Source organism: Burkholderia sp. Nafp2/4-1b (assembly GCF_003635165.1).
In the GTDB taxonomy this organism is placed as follows: domain Bacteria; phylum Pseudomonadota; class Gammaproteobacteria; order Burkholderiales; family Burkholderiaceae; genus Burkholderia.
This window is the reverse complement of the sequence record NZ_ML058610.1, coordinates 210,281-231,812: the sequence shown is the minus strand read 5'-3', so window position 1 is coordinate 231,812 and position 21,532 is coordinate 210,281. Positions and strand designations below refer to the sequence as shown.

The 21,532-nt window shown below is 67.1% G+C and carries 20 protein-coding genes, 1 tRNA gene and 1 riboswitch; of the genes, 8 read left to right on the top strand and 13 right to left on the bottom strand.

From position 1 onward, the window contains the following. Positions 1–146 precede the first annotated feature (146 nt). The gene (gene greB / locus C7H84_RS21150; protein ID WP_121860608.1) at positions 147–710 is read left to right on the top strand and encodes a transcription elongation factor GreB; all 564 of its coding nucleotides are present in this window, start codon (positions 147–149) and stop codon (positions 708–710) included. 107 nt (positions 711–817) lie between these two features. Here the strand turns inward: greB and C7H84_RS21145 are convergent, their stop codons facing one another. Both C7H84_RS21145 and C7H84_RS21140 read right to left on the bottom strand, forming a co-directional pair. Then, positions 818–1,960, bottom strand: a complete 1,143-nt coding sequence (locus C7H84_RS21145) for a porin (RefSeq protein ID WP_121860607.1) — start codon at positions 1,958–1,960, stop codon at positions 818–820. 508 nt (positions 1,961–2,468) lie between these two features. Continuing rightward, positions 2,469–2,732, bottom strand: coding sequence for a hypothetical protein (locus C7H84_RS21140; RefSeq protein WP_121860606.1), 264 nt, complete (start codon positions 2,730–2,732; stop codon positions 2,469–2,471). 391 nt (positions 2,733–3,123) lie between these two features. Here C7H84_RS21140 and C7H84_RS21135 point away from each other — a divergent pair, with 391 nt between their 5' ends. Further along, positions 3,124–3,327, top strand: coding sequence for a cold-shock protein (locus C7H84_RS21135; RefSeq protein WP_098549446.1), 204 nt, complete (start codon positions 3,124–3,126; stop codon positions 3,325–3,327). Positions 3,328–3,486: 159 nt separating this feature from the next. Continuing rightward, positions 3,487–4,611: an exonuclease domain-containing protein gene (locus C7H84_RS21130; protein WP_121860605.1), complete on the top strand. Its 1,125-nt coding sequence runs from the start codon at positions 3,487–3,489 to the stop codon at positions 4,609–4,611. 36 nt (positions 4,612–4,647) lie between these two features. Here the strand turns inward: C7H84_RS21130 and C7H84_RS21125 are convergent, their stop codons facing one another. Both C7H84_RS21125 and C7H84_RS36500 read right to left on the bottom strand, forming a co-directional pair. Beyond that, positions 4,648–5,241 (bottom strand): chorismate mutase, encoded by a 594-nt coding sequence (locus C7H84_RS21125; protein WP_121860604.1) that lies wholly within the window; start codon positions 5,239–5,241, stop codon positions 4,648–4,650. Between the two features lie 220 nt (positions 5,242–5,461). Continuing rightward, on the bottom strand, positions 5,462–5,608 hold the full coding sequence (locus C7H84_RS36500) for a hypothetical protein (protein ID WP_009690993.1): 147 nt from the start codon (positions 5,606–5,608) through the stop codon (positions 5,462–5,464). Between the two features lie 197 nt (positions 5,609–5,805). On the opposite strand from C7H84_RS36500, the gene C7H84_RS21120 reads away from it, so the two are divergent. From C7H84_RS21120 to C7H84_RS21105, 4 genes are all read left to right on the top strand, one after another. Then, positions 5,806–6,189 carry a DUF2946 domain-containing protein gene (locus C7H84_RS21120; protein WP_121860603.1) on the top strand — a complete coding sequence of 128 codons (384 nt, stop codon included), beginning with the start codon at positions 5,806–5,808 and terminating at the stop codon, positions 6,187–6,189. Positions 6,190–6,315: 126 nt separating this feature from the next. After that, positions 6,316–8,670 carry a TonB-dependent receptor gene (locus C7H84_RS21115; RefSeq protein WP_121860602.1) on the top strand — a complete coding sequence of 785 codons (2,355 nt, stop codon included), beginning with the start codon at positions 6,316–6,318 and terminating at the stop codon, positions 8,668–8,670. After that, entirely contained in the window at positions 8,658–9,926 is a 1,269-nt protein-coding gene (locus C7H84_RS21110) for a sialidase family protein (RefSeq protein WP_121860601.1), read from the top strand. Before C7H84_RS21115 ends, C7H84_RS21110 begins: the two co-directional genes overlap by 13 nt. Next, positions 9,923–10,405 carry a TlpA family protein disulfide reductase gene (locus tag C7H84_RS21105; protein ID WP_121860600.1) on the top strand — a complete coding sequence of 161 codons (483 nt, stop codon included), beginning with the start codon at positions 9,923–9,925 and terminating at the stop codon, positions 10,403–10,405. Before C7H84_RS21110 ends, C7H84_RS21105 begins: the two co-directional genes overlap by 4 nt. A gap of 94 nt (positions 10,406–10,499) precedes the next feature. Here C7H84_RS21105 and C7H84_RS21100 read toward each other — a convergent pair whose 3' ends face one another. From C7H84_RS21100 to pepN, 4 genes are all read right to left on the bottom strand, one after another. Next, positions 10,500–10,754 (bottom strand): GlsB/YeaQ/YmgE family stress response membrane protein, encoded by a 255-nt coding sequence (locus C7H84_RS21100; protein WP_121860599.1) that lies wholly within the window; start codon positions 10,752–10,754, stop codon positions 10,500–10,502. Positions 10,755–11,262: 508 nt separating this feature from the next. Further along, positions 11,263–11,338 (bottom strand) — tRNA-Thr (locus C7H84_RS21095). 208 nt (positions 11,339–11,546) lie between these two features. Then, positions 11,547–12,560 carry a class 1 fructose-bisphosphatase gene (locus tag C7H84_RS21090; RefSeq protein ID WP_121860598.1) on the bottom strand — a complete coding sequence of 338 codons (1,014 nt, stop codon included), beginning with the start codon at positions 12,558–12,560 and terminating at the stop codon, positions 11,547–11,549. A gap of 316 nt (positions 12,561–12,876) precedes the next feature. Next, complete coding sequence (gene pepN, locus C7H84_RS21085; protein WP_121860597.1) at positions 12,877–15,570, bottom strand: aminopeptidase N; 2,694 nt, start codon at positions 15,568–15,570, stop codon at positions 12,877–12,879. A gap of 187 nt (positions 15,571–15,757) precedes the next feature. Between pepN and C7H84_RS21080 the strand changes: the two genes are divergently transcribed. After that, on the top strand, positions 15,758–16,444 hold the full coding sequence (locus C7H84_RS21080) for a DUF4136 domain-containing protein (protein ID WP_121860596.1): 687 nt from the start codon (positions 15,758–15,760) through the stop codon (positions 16,442–16,444). A 62-nt stretch (positions 16,445–16,506) separates the two neighbouring features. On the opposite strand, the gene C7H84_RS21075 is transcribed toward C7H84_RS21080, so the two are convergent. The 5 genes from C7H84_RS21075 to xdhC all read right to left on the bottom strand — a co-directional run bounded on the left by C7H84_RS21075 (position 16,507) and on the right by xdhC (position 21,215). Next, positions 16,507–17,079 carry a TMEM165/GDT1 family protein gene (locus C7H84_RS21075; protein ID WP_121860595.1) on the bottom strand — a complete coding sequence of 191 codons (573 nt, stop codon included), beginning with the start codon at positions 17,077–17,079 and terminating at the stop codon, positions 16,507–16,509. A 78-nt stretch (positions 17,080–17,157) separates the two neighbouring features. Next, positions 17,158–17,295: riboswitch (yybP-ykoY riboswitch) on the bottom strand. A gap of 96 nt (positions 17,296–17,391) precedes the next feature. Then, positions 17,392–18,714 carry a guanine deaminase gene (guaD, locus tag C7H84_RS21065; protein ID WP_121860594.1) on the bottom strand — a complete coding sequence of 441 codons (1,323 nt, stop codon included), beginning with the start codon at positions 18,712–18,714 and terminating at the stop codon, positions 17,392–17,394. Then, on the bottom strand, positions 18,711–19,064 hold the full coding sequence (locus C7H84_RS21060; protein WP_240462063.1) for a hypothetical protein: 354 nt from the start codon (positions 19,062–19,064) through the stop codon (positions 18,711–18,713). The genes guaD and C7H84_RS21060 overlap by 4 nt, the downstream gene beginning before the upstream one ends. A gap of 90 nt (positions 19,065–19,154) precedes the next feature. Beyond that, entirely contained in the window at positions 19,155–20,180 is a 1,026-nt protein-coding gene (locus C7H84_RS21055; protein ID WP_121860592.1) for an adenosine deaminase, read from the bottom strand. Between the two features lie 18 nt (positions 20,181–20,198). Next, positions 20,199–21,215: a xanthine dehydrogenase accessory protein XdhC gene (gene xdhC / locus C7H84_RS21050; RefSeq protein ID WP_121860591.1), complete on the bottom strand. Its 1,017-nt coding sequence runs from the start codon at positions 21,213–21,215 to the stop codon at positions 20,199–20,201. Between the last annotated feature and the right edge of the window lie 317 nt (positions 21,216–21,532).

Sequence of the window (21,532 nt, the reverse complement as noted above, 5' to 3'; positions counted from 1 at the left end):
ACTGAGCTACAGCCGCACGCAGAAGCGGAAGTATAGCAGAGTCGTATAAAAAGGGAAGCCTTATCCACAAAATATGTCGCCTGATCGCGCGCGGTCGCGTTCGTGTACCCTTCAAGCATCAGTCATCCATGTATTGAACCTGCATCATGAACAAGGCGTTTGTCAAAGAGTCGGACGGCGACGACGACGATCTCGACCCGAGTCAGCTCGCGATTCCGGCGGGCACGAAGAACTACATCACGCCGGCCGGCCACAAGCGGCTCAGGGACGAGCTGCTGAACCTGATCGACGTCGAGCGTCCCGAGGTCGTGCGCCTCGTGTCGTGGGCCGCGTCGAACGGCGACCGGTCGGAGAACGGCGACTACATCTACGGCAAGCGGCGGCTGCGTGAGATCGATCGCCGGATCCGCTTCCTGACGAAGCGGCTCGATCTCGCCGAAGTCGTCGACGCGAGCCGGCAGGAGAACGTCGACCAGGTGTTCTTCGGCGCGACCGTCGATTACGCGACGCCGGACGGCGAAGATCACACCGTGACGATTGTCGGGATCGACGAGGTCGATCTCGATCGCGGCTGCGTCAGCTGGATCTCGCCGGTCGCGCGGGCACTCATCAAGGCGAGGATCGGCGATACCGTCACACTGATGACGCCGGCCGGTCCGCAGCCGATCGACGTGCTCGACGTGCGCTATCCGGCCTCCGGCAACGCGTGAGGATCGCGCGGCGCATTCGCACCATGCGGCCCCGCAATGAGAAGCGCCCCGGTTGGGGCGCTTTGTATTGAGGGGCTTGCCGGACCGGCCGCGGCCGGTCGCACAGTTCAGAAGCGGTGGCGCATGCCGGCCGTGACGGCGATCTGCTTGTTCGTCGACGACGCGGTGCCGAGCCCGTTGATGCTCGCGCCGACCGCCAGGCCGTCCGTATTGACCCGCTGGTATTCCCCCTGCAGATACAGATCGGTGCGCTTCGACAGCGCATAGTCGGCCTGCAGGTTGAACTGGTGCCAGCTCGGTGTCTGACCGTCGAGTCGGCTGTCGGTGTACGTGTACGAGCCTGCGAGCGAGAACGCCGGCGTCAGCGCGTAGCGGCCGTTCACTTCGTAGTTGTTGAATCGCGTGCCGCCGGCGAGCGGAATGCCGCCCGTCACGCCCGACTGCCCGGCGCTGATTCTCGCCGAATCGACGAGGCGCGTTTGCGTGAACACGAAGCCGGCCGTCGCGGGGCCGAACGCGTAGCTGAGGCCCGCGCCCCACGTGCGCTGACGGCTGGCCGCGAACGTCCAGTCGCCGGCCACTGCGCCGGGGTCGCTGGCCGCGAGCGCGAGCGAGTTCACGTTGTTGTTCAGCTGCAGGTACGCGGCCGCGACGTTGAAGCCCATGTAGCTGTACGCCGCGCCGACGCTGTACGCGCGGTTGTTCGAGAAATTGGTGGAATTCGAGAAGCCGTACAGCGCGCCGAACTTCAGGCCGCCGTAGTTCGCGCTCTGGTACTTGACCGAGTTGTTGATCCGGAACGAGTTGTTCAGGTTGTCGTTGTCGAACGGGTGCGCGAACTGCGTGCCGCCGTACTGGGTGCCGGTCAACGACAGCGGGCCGAGGAAGTCGACGACGCTGTCGTACTGGCGACCGAGCGTCAGCGAGCCGTAGCTGTCGTGCGCGAGCCCGACGAACGCCTGGCGGCCGAATTCGCGGCCGTTCTGCTTGAGCGTGCCGTTGTTGATGCCGAAGCCGTTTTCCAGCGTGAAGATCGCCTTCAGTCCGCCGCCCAGATCCTCGGTGCCGCGCAGCCCCCAGCGACTGCCGTTGATCGAGCCGCTCGTTTCCTGCCACGCGCTGTGACCGCCCTGGTTGTTCGTATACGTGATAGCGGCATCGATCAGGCCGTACAGCGTGACGCTGCTTTGCGCATGGGCGCCGGTCGCATGCACGCCCGCCAATGCGGCGACGATCAGGGTCTTTTTCATGATCTGTCTCCAAACAGGATGGTGCCGATCGCAGCGGCTGCCGGTATCGGCGGGCGTCGCGGATCGGCGGCGCCGTGCGCGTGGGGCGCGGCAACCTCGTCGGAAGTCCATTTCAGTGTACGGATCCGTCCCGGCGGGGGAGAAAACCGCTTGTAGCAATACTATATTTCTAATCGAGCAAGAATGCGCGCATGCGCGGCGAGCCGCGGCCAGCAAGGCTTTGCGGCGATTCGGCAGACGCAAAAGATCATCAGGACTGCGTAGCGGGCGTTGACGGCGTTGCGCGATCGCGACACGGGATCAGCTGAGGGTCACAGTAGCACCAGCCCGATTATTGACACATCGGCAATAGAGGTTTGTGTGCAGCATGGCTAATGAAAGGATGTTCTCTCGCTATACTGCGATCTCTGCTTTCCGAAGCAGACTTTTTCGTTGACGGAAAAGATCTCCAAACCTTTGTCGGCGCGACTTCCCAGTCGCGCTTTTTTTTTGCTCCGCCATCCCGGCCCTATTGCATGTACGAGCGCCGCTTGCGCTTGCCTGTCGGCTGCGTATCGTCGACTTCGGCTGGCGGCGGCGTGTACGTCCAGTCTTCCATCACGTAGTGACGGGCGTCGAGCGGCGACGCCAGCAGGTTCTGCCAATGATCGCCGTGCCAGGTCGGGTCGAACTCGGTGTCGCACGGCGTTTCGCGGGACTCGGCCAGCGCGCGGGACTTGCGGCGTACGCGCACAAGCCGGCTCGCGAAGCGCTTGATTCCGTCCAGCCACATGACCTTCTCCTTCCATTGCCTTGTCCCAGCATCGCAACGTCGGATGTTTTTCGCAACCCGGAAAAAACCCGATGATTTTACCGACCCGATTTGTCCCCGGTAGGTTTTTCATGGTTTTGATTATTAATGATCCGATCCCGGTAATATTGACAGGTTTTTGATGCGAATCATTTAATAAAAGGCGATGGTGTACCGATTCCAGTGGTATTGACGTTTTTTTGATAAAGAAAGCGCTAAAAATTTTCTTGACGCACCCGGATTGTCCAATTTATAAAGTCAGCACTCCGTCCCCGGGCGGAGCGCTGGGGGTGGGTGCGGCGCGCCGTTGCGGGATTTCGGGAAGCGGCTATAACAGTAGCTTTTTTGATCTAAACGAGTGGGGAACGAAAGTATGGATACCGGTATCGTAAAATGGTTTAACGATGCTAAAGGTTTCGGTTTTATTACGTCCGACAATGGCGGCGAAGATTTGTTTGCGCACTTTTCCGAAATCCGGATGGAAGGCTTCAAAACGCTGAAGGAGAACCAGCGCGTATCCTTCGACGTGAAAGTGGGGCCGAAAGGCAAGCAGGCAGCGAATATCCAGGCGGCCTGACGCGCCACGCATTGCCGATCATGTCCGGCCCCCGCATCGCGGGGGCTTTTTGCTTTTTGGGGACACGAAACCGGCAACCGGCGAATCGACACGGGTTCGGACTGGTCGCGAACACGTCTGCCGTGCATACTCACGGAAGCATCGTTTCCCTGTCTTTTCATGTCCGATTTCTGCCCGTCCGATCCCGCCAGCGAACAGCCGCTCGTCTTCGTCGACCTTGAAACCACCGGTGGCTCGTCCGTCGAGCACCGCATCACCGAAATCGGCGTGGTCGAGATCGGCCCGCAGGGGGTATCGACGTGGACGACGCTGGTCAATCCGGGGCAGCCGATTCCGCCGTTCATCGAGCAGCTGACGGGCATTTCGGACGAGATGGTGCGCGACGCGCCGTCGTTCGCGTCGCTCGCGACCGCGCTGTTCGAGCGGCTCGACGGCAAGCTGTTCGTCGCGCACAACGCGAGCTTCGACCGCGGCTTCCTGCGCGCCGAATTCGAGCGCGCGGGCCTCGCGTTCAATCCGGACGTGCTGTGTACGGTGAGGTTGTCGCGCGCGCTGTTTCCGCGCGAGGCGCGGCACGGCCTCGATGCGCTCATCGAACGGCATGGCCTCGTTCCCGCCGCGCGCCACCGGGCGCTCGCGGATGCGGACCTCGTGTGGCAGTTCTGGCGGCAACTGCACGAGATCGTGCCCCTCGAGCGGTTGCGCGACCAGATTGCGCGCACGACGCGCCACTTCCGTCTTGCGGGCGGGCTGACCGAGGCGTGGCTCGATACCGCGCCGGCCGGGTGCGGTGCGTACGCGTTGTTCGGGGAGAGCGATGAAGCGCTGTATGTCGGCCGCAGCGTGCGCGTGCGGCAGCGCTTGCGCGCGTTGCTGACCGGCGAGCGCCGGTCGTCGAAGGAAATGCGGCTGGCGCAGCAGGTGCGGCGGGTCGAATGGCGGGAGACCGGCAACGAGCTGGGCGCGATGCTTGCCGAAGCGCAGTGGATTGCCCGTCTGCGTCCGTCCTACAACCGCCGTCCCGCCGATCACGCGCGGGCGGGCGCCGCGCCCTGGCCGTTCGACGGCGCGGTCGCGTTCGAAGCGAGCGGCGTGCGCCCCTTGTTCCACGTGATCGACGGCTGGCGCTACGTCGGCGCAGCCGAATCGCTCGACGCAGCGGCACGGCTCGCAGCCGACGGCACGGACAGCCCATTCGAGCCCCATACCCATCGCCTGCTGCAGACCCACCTCGCACGCGGCCTGCAACTGATTCCGCTCGCGGCGCTCACGCCTGCTGACTGAGCGCGCGGCGCCGTGGCGCGCGATGGCCGTGTGTCGTCAGCCGATCGCGCTGGCGCCACCGGCTGCGCAGACATGCGACAGCGCCGTGCCGAGCGCCTGCGTTTGGGTGGCGTCGTAGCGGGTGAGCGTCTTCCAGTTCGCGATGCTGCGTGCGAGCCGCGCCTGGCAATCGGGCGCGTCGCGCAACGGTGCGACTTGCGCGAGGCCGGCCAGCATCTTTTGCGTGAGCTGGTCGAGAGCGGGCCGCGTGGTGGTCGCGAGGTCGGGCGCTGCGCCTTCGGGCGGCCGCGTCGCGCGCCAGGTGGCGAAGAGCGCCTTCTGCACGTCCTTGCTCGCGGCGATCTGATCTTCGAAGAAGGTCCGCGCGAACGCGGGATCCACGCCGGACTGCGCGGCGCGCTTCTCGACCGACGTGAGCAGGGCGGCCTCGCGCGGCCGATCCTCGATCTCCTTGTGGTTCGCCCACTTCCATCTCGCGACGGGCTCGGCGAGCGCAAGCCGCTGCGATGCGAGTGCGACGAGATTGGTGAGCGCGGTGTCGTCGCCGTCCGCGCGCGCGACTTGCAGGGGCGACAATAGGGCAGCGCCGAGCGCGGCGACAGCAAGGCTGGCACGAAGAGCTTGTTTCATTGGAGCGATCGGGAGAGCCGGGCGGGCCGGAGAGGGAAAACCAGAAGGATAGACGAAGACAGTCGCGCGGCGGAACGACGCGACAGGAGAATCAGCGGGCGAGCTGATCCAGCACCGTCAGGCCATTGCAGCCCGGATGCGAAGCGATCTGCGCCGAAAACGCAGCGATGAACCGCACGATATCGATCGACACGTGACGGTTACGGAACCGAACGTAGGTTCACTTCGGCGAGTACAGCTTGTGCTGCTCGTCGAAGAATGCCCGGACATGCTCGGGCAATTCGGCGAGAAATTCCACGCCGACGGGTTCCGGATCCGGGCTCATCACTTGCTCGGGCGGGGGCATGCGAGTTGGTCTTTCGTCCATGATCGTTTCTCCAACAGGTTCAATAATTATCAACCTCGCGCTTGGATTTATGCCAGCGGCGAATCGTTAGATTTTGTCTCTGTTGTATTAACGGCACATGCGCTGCCGCGCGCGCTGCGATGCCCGCTATTGCACGCGCCCGATCGGCAACGTTCGGGTCGCTTGCTATACTTGCGCGCACTTTTTCCTGGACCGCGATGAAACGAACGACGCGATGGATCGGCCTAGTCTGGCTGGCGCTGGTACTGAACGTACTGTCGCCCGTCGTCGGCTACGCGCGTCTCGCATCGAACGGTTCCGGCGAACTCACGCTCGAGTTGTGCAGTGCGGCAGGCGCACGCCAGGTCGTCCTCGCGCAGTCCGGCGACGACCGCAGCACGCCGTCGTTCGATCATGTACCGCACTGCGTGTACTGTCCGGGCTTCGCGGCGAACGTCGCGCTCGGCACGAGCCTGCCCGCGCTGCCGGGCTTCGTACGCGCGTTCGCCTATCGGGCGGCCGCGCCGGCCATCCCCGATCTTCCCCGCCAGGGCATTCGTCTCGCGCAGCCGCGCGGTCCGCCTGAAAACGTCCCGATCTGATTGATATCGTCCGCGCGCCCCGGTAGCGCGCGTGCCGCCCGCGGCCCGGCCGCGCGCCGCGCCGTCTGCGCGCGGCGCGTCGGCGCGCGTCCGGCGGCTTCCGGTCACGTTTTCAGGAATGCATCCATGTCGTTCACCTTCGCCGCGCGGCCGTCGCGCGGTCGGCTCGCACTCGCGTGCGCGGCCGCTTTTGCCTGGCCGGCCGCACAGGCCGCTTCGATCGATGGCGTGGCCGCCGGCCCGGCGCCCGGCCGCTTGGGCAGCCCGCCCGGGCGCGCCGCCTCGGTTGCCGCGGCCACCGAGGCACCGACCGGCGATACGCTGACCGCGGTCAGCGTCACCGCCCAGCGGCAGCCCGTCGACCCCGATACGCCGGCCGTCGTCGAGTCGATCACGCGCGAGCGGATCGACGCGCACACCAACGTCACCACCGATGATGCGCTGAAGTACGCGCCCAACCTGATGGTGCGCAAGCGCTACATCGGCGACCGCAACAGCGTGTTCGCCGGCCGGGACTTCAACGAACTGCAGAGCGCGCGCGGGCTCGTGTACGCCGATGGCCTGCTGCTGTCGAACCTGCTCGGCTCGAGCTATGCATACCCGCCGCGCTGGTCGCTGATCGCGCCCGACGACATCGCGCGCGTCGACGTGCTGTATGGCCCCTTTTCCGCGCTGTATCCCGGCAATGCAATCGGCTCGACCGTACTGCTGACGACACGACGGCCCGATAAGCTCGAGGCGTCGTTGTCGACGCAGTTCTTCACGCAGCGCTATCGCGACGGCTACGGCTTCGCGGACAGCTTCGGCGGCAATCACCAGACCGCACGGATCGCGAATCGCGTCGGCAAGTTCTGGTTCTCGTTGTCGCTCGACCGGCTGGAGAACGACGGTCAGCCGATGCAGTATGCGAGCCCCAATGCCGCGTACAACCCGCGGCTCGGCGCCGCGGTGCCCGTGACGGGCGCGGCCACCGACATCGGCCCCAACGGCAAGCCGCGCACGATCGTCGGCGCGCAGACCATCGAGCGGACCGAGCAATTGAACGAGACGGTCCGGATGGGCTACGCGTTCACGGATCACGTCGACGCGACGCTGACGCTCGGGCACTGGGAGAACCATTACCGCCAGCATGGCGAAACCTTCCTGCGCGATGCTGCCGGCAATCCGGTCTACGGCGGCAACGTGTCGATCGGCGGCCGGAACTTGACCGTCGCGTCGAACGCGTTCGCGCCGCAGCGCGGCGACCAGGAGAACTGGCTGTACGCGCTCGGGCTCAACGGCCGGCTCGATTCGGGCTGGCGGCTGTCGGGCGTGGTGTCCGCGTACGACGTGTCGCGCGACGTACAGCGCGCGGCATCGACCGCGCAGGGCGGGGCAGGCACGCTGTTCCAGGGCGACGGCACGGGCTGGCGCACACTCGACCTGAAGGCCGAGGCGCCGCAGGTGAAGGGCCATACGTTCACGTTCGGCTATCACTACGACAACTATTTCCTGCGCAACGTCACGTACAACACGGCCGACTGGCTGGCCGGGCCGACCACGTCGCTCGCGAGCGTCTATCAGGGCGACACGCGCACGCAGGCGCTGTTCGCGCAGGATGCGTGGCGGTTCGCGCCCGGCTGGCTCGCGACGCTCGGGCTGCGCTACGAGCTGTGGGATGCGTACGGCGGCGCGCTCGGCAACGCGAACGGCACGCTCGGCTATGCGGATCGCAGCGCGAACGCGCTGTCGCCGAAGATCGCCGTGCAATGGGATGCGACGGACGTCTGGCGTTTCCGTCTGTCGTTCGCGACCGGCACGCGCTTCCCGACGGTCGGCGAGCTGTTCCAGGGCACGATCTCGAACAACGCGATCGTCAACAACAACCCGAACCTGCGGCCGGAAAAGGCGATCGACTGGGACTTCACGGCCGAGCGCGACGTGGGCGTCGGCGTGGTGCGCGCGAGCGTGTTCCAGAGCGACCTGCGCGACTCGATCTACAGCCAGACGACGGTGTCGGGCGCGTCGACGGTCACGAACATCTCGAACGTCGATCGCGTGCGCGTGCGCGGCGTCGAACTCGGATTCAGCGGCCAGAACGTCGGGCTGCGCGGGCTCGATATCGACGCGAACGTGTCGGCGAGCAATGCGCAGATCCTGGCCGATACCGCGAACCCCGCGTACGTCGGTTCGCGCTTTCCGCGCATCCCGCGCATGCGCGCGAACCTGCTCGCGTCGTACCGCTTCGACGAGCACTGGCTTGCGAGCGTCGGCGTGCGCTACTCGGGCCGCCAGTTCAACACGCTCGACAACAGCGACGTGAATCCGGACGTGTACGGCGGCACGAGCACCTTCACGGTCGTCGACGTGAAGGCGCGCTACCGGTTCGACCGTCACTGGACCGCGTCGGTCGGCATCGACAACCTGACCGACCGCCGCTACTACGTGTTCCACCCGTATCCGGGCCGCACTTTCTTTGGAGAACTGAAATGGTCGCTGTGAAATCGTTCGCAGCAGGCAGCGCGCTATGGTTCGCGGCGCTGTCGTCCGTCTTCGCGCACGACGCGCGCGATGCGCAGAAGCCCGCCGATCCGCATGCCGCGCACATGAGCATGCAGGCTGCACCCGCGCAGCAGAAGCAGCCGCTCGCGACCGGCGCCGCATTCGACGCGCGGCACCGGCTGTGGGTCGCATGGGTCGAAGGCGCGCACGTCGTCGTCGCGCACTCGGACGACGCGGGTCGTACGCTGTCCGCGCCCGTGACCGTCAACGCAATGCCCGAGCCGATCTACACGAGCGCGGAGAATCGGCCGAAGGTGGCCACGAGCCCGGACGGCCGCGCGGTGTACGTGTCGTGGTCGATGCCGCTCGATGCGCCCTACACCGGCATGGTGCGCTTCGCGCGTTCGCTCGACGGCGGCGCGACCTGGAGCGTGCCCGTCACCGTGCATCGCGACCGGCAGGCGATCACGCACCGCTTCGACATGATGGCCGTCGATCCGGCCGGCAACATCGCGATCGCGTGGATCGACAAGCGCGATCTCGCCGCGGCGAAGGCGGCGGGGCAGGCGTACGAAGGCGCGGCCGTCTACTACGCGGTGTCGCGCGACGGCGGCGCGTCGTTCGAGCCCGAACGGAAGGTGACCGACCATACGTGCGAATGCTGCCGCATCGCGATGGCGATCGATCCGGCCGGCCGCATCGAAGCCGTGTGGCGCAACGTGTTCCCCGGGCAGATCCGCGACCATGCGCTCGCGGTGCTGCCCGTGTCGGCCTCGGAGCCCGTCGTGCCCGTGCGGGCGACGTTCTCGAACTGGCACGTCGAGGCGTGCCCCGAGCACGGGCCGGCGCTGGCGATCACGCCGGACGGCACGCGCCAGATCGCGTGGTTCGGCGTCGTCGACGGCCGCGCCGACGTGTTCTATTCGCGCATCGGCGCCGACGGCCGGCCGCTCGGCACGCCGTGGGCATTCGGCGCGAATCCGGCGGTGCCGGCCGAGCAGGCCTCGCATGCAGCGCTCGTCGCGCGTGGCGACGTCGTCTGGCTCGCCTGGAAGGCGTTCGACGGCGACACGATGCAGATCAAGCTGCTGCGCTCGGACGATCGCGGCGAACACTGGTTGGCGCCGCGCGTGCTCGCGTCGACGTCGGGCGCGAGCGACAACCCGCAACTGCTCGACGACGCGGGCCGCATCTATCTGTCGTGGCGTACGCGTAACGACGGCTACCGGCTGATTCCCGTGGAGGGCGCGCAATGAAACGGTGGATCGCATTGATCGGCGCGATGCTCGCGAGCCTGCCGGCGTGGGCCGGCGAACTGCAGCCGCTGCGCGCGGCCGACGTCGCGAAGCTCTACGCGACGGCACGCGAACGGCCGCTCGCCGTCGAGATCTGGTCGCTCGATTGCGGATACTGCCGCGAGAATGCCGCGCATCTGGTCGCATGGCAGCGCCGGCATCCCGATGTGCAGCTCGCGATGGTCGCGATGGATGCGTACGACGACAGCGGCGCGGCGCTCGCCCAGGCGCTTGCCCAGATGAACCTGCCGCCGCAGGTCGCGCAGTACGCGAACGCGGAGGCGATGCCCGAGCGGCTGCGGGCGGCGCTCGATGCGGGATGGCGGGGGGAAATGCCGCGGACCGTGTGGATCGGACGCGACGGCGCACGGGTGGCGAGGAGCGGCTTGCTGACGAGCGACGTGCTCGACGGCTGGTTGCAGCGCGGGAAGGGCCGCTGAAACGGAAGGCGGCGCGCGGCGGATGCCGTGCGCCGCTCGATGCAACACCGAAACGAAAACGCGAAAGCGCGCCCGAAGGCGCGCGAGAACACCGTCAGGCCGCGCGCCTGAATAGCCGGATCACGAACAGCAGGATCACGGCGCCGATGACCGCGACGACCACCGAGCCGATGAAGCCGCTGCCGACACTGATGCCGAGCCGCGCGGCCAGCCAGCCGCCGATCACCGCGCCGACGATACCGACGATGATGTCGACGATCAGGCCGAACCCGCCGCCCTTGACGAGCAGACCCGCCAGCCAGCCGGCGATCGCGCCGATGATGAGCCACATAATCAAGCCATGAGTCATGGTGATCCTCTCCTTGTGTTGAGTCGAAATGACCGGACGTCGGCTGTTTCGCCGCAAGCTGCATGAAGGCGGCTGTGCGACCCGCCGCGCCGCCCCCGCAATGTAACGCGATAGACGGGTCGGAATCGTTAAGTAATGTTATGCACGCTTAACGGGTTTTTCCAGGGGATTCGTCTGCCTAGCCACGATGCGTGCGCATACGATGCGCGGTGAAATGGATTCGTAACGTTGACGGGAGCAGTCGCGCGGCGCCGCGCGTCATCGTCGATGTACCGGCGCCGGCGCGCCGCTATCGGGCAGGCTGTTGCCGGCGTCGGCAATCAGCCGCGTGACGGTGGACTTCACAATCGATTCGGGATCCTCATCGTCGCGCAGCTGATAATCCGACGGAGGAGGGCACGCACGCTTTCGTGGGAGCGGACGAAACGTGGCCAGCAACTGGGGTGGCCAGAGGCGGCCGGAAAAGAGAAAAGGCCTGATAAGCGATGCTTATCAGGCCTTTATATCTTGGTGCCGGAGATAGGAGTCGAACCTACGACCTTCGCATTACGAATGCGCTGCTCTACCAACTGAGCTACACCGGCAGCAGAGAAATGAAATTATATGGTGAAATCCGAGATCTTGGCAATAGGTTTTGCGAAATTTTTTCAGCTTGCTGCCGCTGCTTCGCGAAACCCTCGATCCGGCGGACTTCCCGCTTTCACTTCACTGCGATGCAACCCATCAGGGCCACATCGCGAAGGCGCGATTGTACTGACGTCCCGCACCTCCGTCTAGTGCTGCAGTGCAAATTTATTTGCCGTCGGTGTGATAGCCGGTCACGCGCTCGACTTCGTTCTTCGAACCGAGGAATACCGGCACGCGCTGGTGCAGGCCGGTCGGCTGCACTTCCATGATGCGCTGCGTGCCTGTCGTCGCCGCGCCGCCCGCCTGTTCGACGATGAACGACATCGGATTCGCTTCGTACATCAGGCGCAGCTTGCCCGGACGATCGGGCGTGCGCTTGTCGGCCGGGTACATGAAGATGCCGCCGCGGTTCAGGATCCGGTGCACGTCGGCCACCATCGACGCGATCCAGCGCATGTTGAAGTTGTCGCCGCGCGGGCCGTCCTTGCCGGCGTTGAGTTCGTCGACATAGCGCTGGACCGGCTCGTACCAGTGGCGTGCGTTCGATGCGTTGATCGCGTATTCGCGCGTATCGGCCGGGATCTGCATGTTGCTTTGCGTGAGCACCCACGAGCCGACTTCACGGTCGAGCGTGAAGCAGTTCACGCCGTTGCCGGTCGTCAGCACGAACACCGTCTGCGGGCCGTACACCGCGTAGCCGGCCGCGACCTGCTCCGTGCCCGGCTGCAGGAACGATTCCTCGGTGGCCAGCTTGCCGTCCGGGCAGCGCAGCACCGAGAAGATCGTGCCGATCGACACGTTCACGTCGATGTTGGACGAGCCGTCGAGCGGATCGAACACGAGCAGGTATTCGCCGCGCGGATAGTTCGCGGGGATCGGGAAGAACGTTTCCATTTCCTCCGATGCCATCGCGGCGAGGTTGCCGCCCCATTCGTTCGCGTCGAGCAGGATCTCGTTCGACAGGATGTCGAGCTTCTTCTGCACTTCGCCCTGGACGTTCTCGCTGCCGGCGGTACCGAGTGCTTCGCCGAGCGCGCCCTTCGACACGTTGTAGCTGATCGCCTTGCACGCGCGGGCGACGACTTCGATCAGCAGGCGGAGGTCGGCGGGGAGGTTGTTGGTCTCACGCTGCTGCTCGATCAGGAACTTGGACAGCGTGGTGCGGCGGGCAATGGACATGACAGACTCCGAAAGGCCAAAGAATCCTTGAATTGCCGCAATTTTACCCGGCGCGCCTCCCGGGCCGCCGCCTTTTTTCGTCCGGTTACATGACCGATCGGCCGAGCTCGCCGCCGAGCCTGTCGGATTGCGGCGTCGAACCGCGCAGCTGAATGGCCCTGCAGCGGCGGGATAGTCGGGTATTCGAACACATGTTCGAACGCGTCGGCAGACTCCGACCCCGCCGATCTCCGGCCGATAAAAAAGCCGGCGCCGCAACGGGGCGGCACCGGCTTCGTCGCGGGTGAGCGCGACGCGATCGACTGCGTACGCTGCGTTACGCAAGCGCCTTTTCGACGATCTCGCGCACGTCGCGCGATTTCGCGCCGGCCGCGACCTGCTCGAGCGCTTCGCGCATCCGGTCGCGCAGCGCCGGCGTGAAGCGGCGCCACAGCTCGAGCGAACGGGCAAGGCGCGCGGCGACCTGCGGGTTGATCGCGTCGAGCGCGAGCACCTGTTCGGCCCAGAACGCGTAGCCCGAGCCGTCGGCCGCGTGGAATTGCGCGGGGTTCGCCGCGCAGAAGCTGAAGATCAGCGAGCGAGCGCGATTCGGGTTCTTCAGATTGAACGCCGGGTGCGCCATCAGCGCGCGGACCTTCGCGAGCGTCGGCTGGGCCGGTGTGCCGCGCTGCGCGGCCTGCATCGCGAACCACTTGTCGATCACGAGCGCTTCCTTGTCGAAGCGACGATAGAAGTCGTCGAGCGCACGCGTGGCCGCATCGTTCGCACCGGCCGCCGCGGCGGACAGCAGCGCGCCGAGCGCGGCGGCGCGATCCGTCATGTTGTTCGCGGCGTCGTACTGGGCGGTCGCGATGCGCACGGCGTCGGCCGGATCCTCGAGCTCGGCGAGATACGCGAGCGCGAGGTTCTTCAGCGCGCGGCGGCCGGACGCTTCCGGCGTCGGCTCGTACGCGCCCGGCGTCTGGTGCTGGTCGTACGCGGTGAGCCACTCGGCGCGCAGCGCGGTCGCGAGCCGGCGGCGCACGAACTGGCGTGCGCGATGCACGGCGGCCGGATCGGCTTCGGCCATCTGGTCGGCCAGATAGGTTTCCGACGGCAGCGTCAGCGCGAGCTCGCGGAACGCGGGCGACAGGTTGGCATCGGTCAGCACGCGGCGGAACGCGGCGACGAAGTTCTCGCCAAGCGTGAGCGGCTCGTTCGCGGCGGCGCGCGCGGCGAGCGTCAGCAGCGCGCGCGTCGCGAGGCGCTGGCCGGCTTCCCAGCGGTTGAACGGGTCGCTGTCGTGCGCGAGCAGGAACGCGAGGTCGTCGTCGCTGTAGTCGTACTCGACGATCACCGGCGCCGAGAAGTTGCGCAGCAGCGACGGCAGCGGTTGTTCCGGCACGTCGACGAACGTGAAGGTCTGCTCGGTGTCGGTGAAGTCGAGCACGCGCGTCGTGCCCGACGCGGCGGCTTCGCCGTCGAGGCGCAGCGGCAGGTCGCGGCCGTCGCGGCCGATCAGGCCGATCGCGAACGGAATCAACAGCGGCCCTTGCTGCGTGTCGCGCGCGGCCGGCGACGCATCGCCGTAGCCCTGCGCGAGCGTGACCGTGTAACGGCGTGCGGCCGCGTCGTACGCGGTGCGCACCGACACGCGCGGCGTGCCGGCCTGGCTGTACCAGCGCTCGAATTGCGCGAGGTCGCGCCCGTTCGCATCCGCCATTGCGTGACGGAAGTCGTCGCAGGTCACCGCGTGACCGTCGTGGCGCGCGAAGTACAGGTCCATGCCCTTGCGGAACCCGTCGCGGCCGAACAGCGTCTGGTACATCCGCACGACTTCCGAGCCTTTCTCGTATACGGTCATCGTGTAGAAGTTGTTGATCTCGACGTAGCTTTCCGGACGCACCGGATGCGCCATCGGGCCTGCGTCCTCGGCGAACTGCAGCTGGCGCAGCACGCGCACGTCCTCGATGCGCTTGACCGCGCGGGCCGCGGATTCAATGTCGTCGCCCGCGGCCATGTCGGCCGAGAATTCCTGGTCGCGGAACACCGTCAGCCCTTCCTTCAGGCTCAGCTGGAACCAGTCGCGGCAGGTCACGCGGTTGCCGGTCCAGTTGTGGAAGTACTCGTGGCCGACCACCGATTCGATGTTCGCGAAGTCGGTGTCGGTCGCGGTCTCGGGGTTCGCCAGCACGTACTTCGTGTTGAAGATGTTGAGCCCCTTGTTCTCCATCGCGCCCATGTTGAAGTCGCCGACCGCGACGATCATGAAGCGGTCGAGATCGAGCTCGAGGCCGAAGCGCTTCTCGTCCCAGCGGATCGAGTGGATCAGCGAATCCATCGCGTGGCGGGTCTTGTCGAGATCGGCCGGTTCGACCCACACCTGCAGCAGTTTTTCCTTGCCGGAGCCGGTCGTGATCTTCTCCTCGATCGCGACGAGCTTGCCCGCGACCAGCGCGAACAGGTAGCTCGGCTTGCGGAACGGGTCTTCCCATTTCGCGAAGTGACGGCCGTCGGGCAGCTCACCCGAGTCGACGAGGTTGCCGTTCGACAGCAGCACCGGATACGCGGCCTTGTCGGCGCGCAGCGTGACCGTGTACGACGCCATCACGTCGGGGCGGTCGAGGAAGTAGGTGATGCGGCGAAAGCCTTCGGCCTCGCACTGCGTGAAGAAGTTGCCGCTCGACACGTACAGGCCGGACAACGTCGTGTTCTGGTCCGGTGCGCACGCGCTGTCGAGCGTGAGCTCGAATGCATCGGGCACGTTCTCGACGGTCAGCCCGTGTTCGTGCGCGCGCACCGCGCCGTACGGTGCGCCGTCGAGCTGCGCGCCGAGGTATTCGAGCGCTTCGCCCATCAGCTCCAGGTGCGGGGTGGGCGCCGCGTCCGGATTGCGGCGCACGCGCATCGTGTTCCTGACGATCGTGCGGGCCGGTGCGAGATCGAATTCGAGTGCGACGGAATCGATGAGGAAGGCCGGCGGCGTGTAGTCGGCGCGGCGGATCACGGTGGAGGAGGCGTTGTCGGACATGGTCGTCGAGGTCGGTGGAGTGGGGATCGGGCCCGCAGCGCGGGCCGGGCGAACCGGGCCATTGTACAAAGGCTTGCGGCCGCGTGCCGCCGCGAACTTTTTACCGGTTCCGGGAGTCCGCGTATTATCGGCATCCCGTGCGCTTCGCGCGGTGCGACGAACGGGTGACGGATCGACGAGGATCGACATGAAACGCGAATGGATACAACGCGGTGCGGGCTGGGTGGCGGTGCTGTGCGTGGCGCTGCTGGCGGGCTGCACCAGTTACGTGACGACGCAGGTCACGGCCTTCTCCGACTGGAGCGGCAGCGACGCGACACGCACTTACGCCTTCACGCGCAGCGATGCGCAGAAGCACAGCATCGAGCAGTCGACCTACGAGCCGATCGTCGCGAACGAATTGTCTGCGTACGCGTTTCGCCAGGTGCCGGCCGCGCAGGCGCGCTATCTGGTCGGGCTGACGTACGGTGTCGGCAGCGATCTCGTGACGGTGCCGCAGCCGGTCTACTACGACCCGTGGTTCATGGGGCCCGGGCCGTACTGGCGGGGCGGGCCGTGGGGCGGGATGCCGGCCGGCTATGTCGCGCAGACCTACCAGGTGTTCGACTACACGCTCGGCATCCGGATCACCGAGCGCGCGACGGGCAAGGAGGTCTACAACGTGACCGCGCGCACGACCGGCGACAACGGCGCGCTGCTGTACGCGATGCCGTTCCTCGCGCGCAGCGCGCTCGCCGATTTCCCGCTGGCGAACGGCGCGATTCGCACGGTGCGGCTGCCGGTCGACAAGCGCGGCGGGCCGGCCGCACCGCCGGCCGCCAACGAGCGCGCGGTGCCGGCGGCGCCGGCATCGGGCGCGGCGCTCACGAAGTAATCCAATAGCGATACCGCGCGGCCGCCCGGCCGCGCCGTTTGGCTGCGTGCGTCAAGCGTGCGTCACACCCCGACGCCCAACAGCGCCAGCGCGCCCAGCACGACGAACAGCACGGCCGCGATGCCGTGCACCAGCTTCGTCGGCAGGCGATGCGCGAAGCGGTCGCCCAGCAGGATCGCCGGCACGTTCGCGAGCATCATTCCGAACGTCGTGCCGGCCACCACCCCGATGTAGTCCTGGAAGCGCGCGGCCAGCGCGACGGTCGCGATCTGCGTCTTGTCGCCCATTTCCGCGAGGAAGAACGCCACGAGCGTCGCGCCGAACACACCGAGCCGCGAGCGGTTCGCCTTCGCTTCGTCTTCGTCGAGCTTGTCCGGCACCAGGATCCACAGCCCCATCGCGATGAACGAGAACGCGAGCGCCCAGCGCATGATCGACGGCGTGACGAGCACACCGAGCCATTCGCCGAGCGCACCGGCGAAACCGTGATTCACGAGCGTCGCGACGAGCACGCCGAGAATGATCGGCACGGGCTTGCGATAGCGCGCGGCCAGCACGAGGGACAGCAGTTGGGTCTTGTCGCCGATTTCAGCGAGGGCGACGGCGCCGGTGGAGATCAGGAAGGCTTGAGACACGTATGGGGTTCCACGGGCCGTTGTTGTGCGTGCGAGCGACGATCCGCCGCGCGCCGGGCCCTGATGCGGCGCGCAGTGAACCATCGGTCTCGCCAGGCCTCGGTGGCTGCGTCCGCCATGGCCGAACGGCCAAGTCTGTTGACGGACGCCTCCGTCACGATGCGCGCCGTGGGCGCGGGACATCGAGCGGAGCGGCTACTCCCCAATGAGCGGCGAATTCTAGCACGGCGCATGGCGCGCGCGGCGGCGAATCCGGCGGTTGCGGCGTGCGTCGCTGCGCACGCCGCAACCGGAGGGGCAAACGCGTGTGCGTTACGCGGCGGCGGCAGCGCGGCGTGCGGCGCCGCGCTCGTGCACGAGCCGGCCGGCTGCGTACGTGCGATACACGGCACGGTCGTCGCCGAGCAGCGCGAACGCGAACAGCAGCTCCTCGAGCGAATCCGCGCGTTTCGTGCGGCGCGCGAGCAGCGGCGTGGCCTGCGGGTCGAGCACGACGAAGTCGGCTTCGGTGCGCGGCGCGAGCGTGCCGACCGTGTCGGCGAGATCGAGCGCCTGGGCGGCGCCGGCCGTCGCGAGCCAGAACATCCGCGTCGCGGTCAGGTGGTGGCCGGACAGCCGGGCGACCTTGTGCGCCTCGTTCATCGTCTGCAGCATCGAGAACGACGTGCCGCCGCCGACGTCGGTGGCGAGCGTGACGGGCACGTCGTATTCGCCGGCCTTGTCGAAATCGAACAGCCCGCTGCCGAGGAAGAAGTTCGACGTCGGGCAGTGCGCGACGACGGTGCGCGTCTCGGCCATCCGGCGGCGGTCTTCGTCGTCGAGATGGATGCAGTGGCCGTACACCGCGCGCGGACGCAGCAGCCCGTAGCGATCGTAGATGTCCAGGTAGCTTCGGTGGCCGGGGAACAGCTCGGCGACCCATTTCACTTCATCGACGTTTTCCGCGACGTGGCTCTGCACGAATACGTCCGGATGGCGGCGCGCGAGTTCGCCGCACGCTTCGAGCTGCGCTTCGGTGGACGTCGGCGCGAAGCGCGGCGTGAGCGCGTACAGCTGGCGGCCGTTGCCGTGCCAGCGGTCGATCAGCTCGGCGCTGTCGTCGTAGCCCGATTGCGCGGTGTCGCGCAGGAACTCGGGGCAGTTGCGGTCCATCAGCACCTTGCCCGCGATCATCCGCAGGTCGCGTGCGTCGCTCGCCGCGAACAGCGCATCGGCCGACTCCTTGTGCACGGTGCAGTAGACGAGCGCGCTCGTCGTGCCGCACGCGAGCAGTTCGTCGACGAAGAAGTCGGCGACTTCGCGCGCATGTTCCGGATCGCCGAACTGGCGCTCGGTCGGGAACGTGTACTTGTCGAGCCACGGCAGCAGGCCAGGGGCCGGCGACGCGATCATGTCCGTCTGCGGGTAGTGGATGTGCGTGTCGATGAAGCCGGGCACGATCAGCTTGTCGCGCAGGTCGTGGACGACCGCATCGGGCGCGAGCGTCGCGGCGAGCCGCGCATGCGGGCCGGCCGCGACGACCTTGCCGTCGTCGACGATCAACAGGCCGTCGGTCTCGTAGTTCGCGGCCTGGCTCGATTGCGCCGGGTCGCCGTTGAAGGTCAGCAGCTGGGAACGGAAAGCGGTTTGCGTCATGACGAATGGTCCTGCATCAAGGTAAGGCGAACAGAAGAAAACGGTCGGAGCCATGCGGGCGGCGGGATGGCGGGCGCTGCCCGTGCATGCGCGATGCGGCGAACCGCGAACGCAGGGGCGCCGCGGACTGCGATTGCGCACGCGAGTGCGGCTGCTGCGGCTGCGAACGCCGGGCTGGCGGCGGACTGCGCCGCGAGTGCGATGGCAAGCTCGACATCCATCGCGACGACCGCCCCGGTAGCGAGCTGCATGACGAGCCGCAACGACACGCTTCGGCGCGTGCCGGCCCACGACGCCGTGGCCACGCGTACGACGGCCGCGAGGCCGGCATGCGCGCTCGGCGCGCGCATGCGGCCGGCGCGGCGCACGGCCGAACCGATAGCCGCGAAGCGGAAGTCGTTGCGGTGTTTCATCTGTCTAGCGAACCTCGGTGCCGGCCGTCACGCGGCCTGCCAGTACGAATCGAGCCGTGCGATCAGCGCATCGCGCGCTGCCGCGTCGACGAACGACGCCTCGAAGCCGTTGCGGATCACCGTGTGCACTTCGGCGTCCGTCAGCTGCAGCGCGTCGACCGTCGCGAAGTAGTTGTCGTTGACGTAGCCGCCGAAATAGGCCGGATCGTCGGAGTTGATCGTCACCGCGACGCCGCGATCGAGAAGTGCCTTCAGCGTGTGCTTCGCCATGTCGTCGAACACGCACAGCTTCAGGTTCGACAGCGGGCAGACGGTCAGCGCCGTGCGCGTGCGCGCGAGGCGTTCGACGAGCGCCGCGTCCTCGATGCTGCGCACGCCGTGGTCGATGCGGTCGACCTTCAGCACGTCGAGCGCTTCGTAGATGTAGGCGGGCGGGCCTTCCTCGCCCGCGTGCGCGACGAGCTTCAGCCCGAGCGCGCGCGCCTTCTCGAACACGCGCGCGAACTTCGTCGGCGGGTGGCCGAGCTCGGACGAGTCGAGGCCGACGCCGATCAGCCGACGGCGATAGCGCTCGAACAGCGGCAACGCGGAGTCGAACGTCGCGAGCGCGTCGTCTTCGGACAGGTGGCGCAGGAAACACAGGATCAGCTTGCTCGACAGCCCGCGCGCCTCGGCATCGGCGAGCGCACGGTCGATGCCGGCAACGACCGTCTCGATCGGCACGCCGCGTTCGGTGTGCGTCTGCGGGTCGAAGAACAGCTCGGTGTGGACGACGTTGTCGGCGAGCGCGCGTTCGCAGTACGCGGTCGTCATGTCGTAGAAATCCTGCTCGGTCAGCAGCACGCTCGCGCCGGCGTAGTAGATGTCGAGGAACGATTGCAGGTCGGTGAACGCGTACGCGGCGCGCAGCGCGTCGATCGACTCGTACGCGAGCTTCACGCCGTTGCGCTGCGCGAGCGCGAAGATCAGTTCGGGCTCGAGCGAGCCTTCGATATGGATGTGCAGCTCCGCCTTCGGAGCGCGGGCAATCTTGTCCTTGAATGTCGGGGTCATGGCGTTGTTCTTGGTCGGTCAGAAAGTAGAGGAGGCTTGCGCGGGCGCGTTCGCGTTCGCGTTCGCTTCGACGGCCTGCAGCAACTGCGCGGCCACCGAGATCGCAATCACTTCGGGCGCCTTGTCGATGATGCCTTCGACGCCGATCGGGCAGTGCATTCGCGCGACCTGGGCCGGGTCGATGCCGATCGCTGCCAGCCGATGATCGAACTGCACGCGCTTGGTGCGTGAGCCGGTCATCCCGAAGTACGCGTAGTCGCCGCGCCGCAGGATGCGCTCGGCCAGCACGAAATCGAGTGCGTGGTCGTGCGTCATCACGACAAAGTACGCGTGCGGCGGTGCCGTGTCGACGGCATCGGCCGGGTTGGCCAGCGCGTCGATCGCGAGGTTGCCGATCCCGGCGAGCGCGTCGGCCGGCGGGAACACCGCATCGGGCCCGTCGATCCAGCGCACCTGGCACGGCAGCGTCGCCAGCACCTTCACGAGCGCGGTGCCGATGTGTCCCGCGCCGAACAGCATGACGGGGAACGCATACGGCGCGATCGTCTCGGTCAGCAGCGACACACCGCCGGTTTCCCACAGCAGGCAATCGGCGCGCGCGTCGGGCGATTCGGGCTCGCTCAGCAGCGGCGCACCCGGCGAGGGGCCGAATGATACGCTACGCACGGTCGCGGCGCCGGCCGCGACGCGCTTCGCGAGCGACATGATCCAGCCGAGGTCGCCGACGTCGAGCCGCTCGAACGCGAGCACGACCGCGCCGCCGCAGCACTGGCCGAGGCTCGGGCCGAGCGCGAGCCGTTCGAGCCGGCGTGCGTGCGTCACGTGCGCGCCGTCCTTCAGCAGATGCCGCGCGATCTCGATCGCCTTCCATTCCAGATGACCGCCGCCGATCGTATGGCGGGCCGTGTCGCGCGTGACGAGCATCTTGGTGCCGGCCTCGCGCGGCGCGGAGCCGTCGGTATGCGCGACCGTCACGAGCACGGCCGCTTCACCGTGCGCAAGCAGTTGCTGCAGATCGCCGAGCCAGGCTTCCATCAGCACGCTCCGTTCGGGACGACGCGGCGCGACGCGCGGCGCAGGCTGGCGGGCGCGGCGGCAACGAGGACGGACGGGAGCGGGGCGGGCCGGCCGCACGACGGAGCCGGTGCGGCGGCAGTGCGCCGAGGGCGCGCGCGAACGACGCCGCGGGACGTGCGGACGCCATGAGGGTGACGGGTGCGGATGGTTTGCGTTGTCATGATGAATCCAGTCGACATTGCGGATCGGGCGCGCGTTACGCAGGAGGTGAGACCGCCTGGCCTCGCGCACGTAGATCGCCATCCAGTCGCGAAGATAGCACCGCAACGCGACGG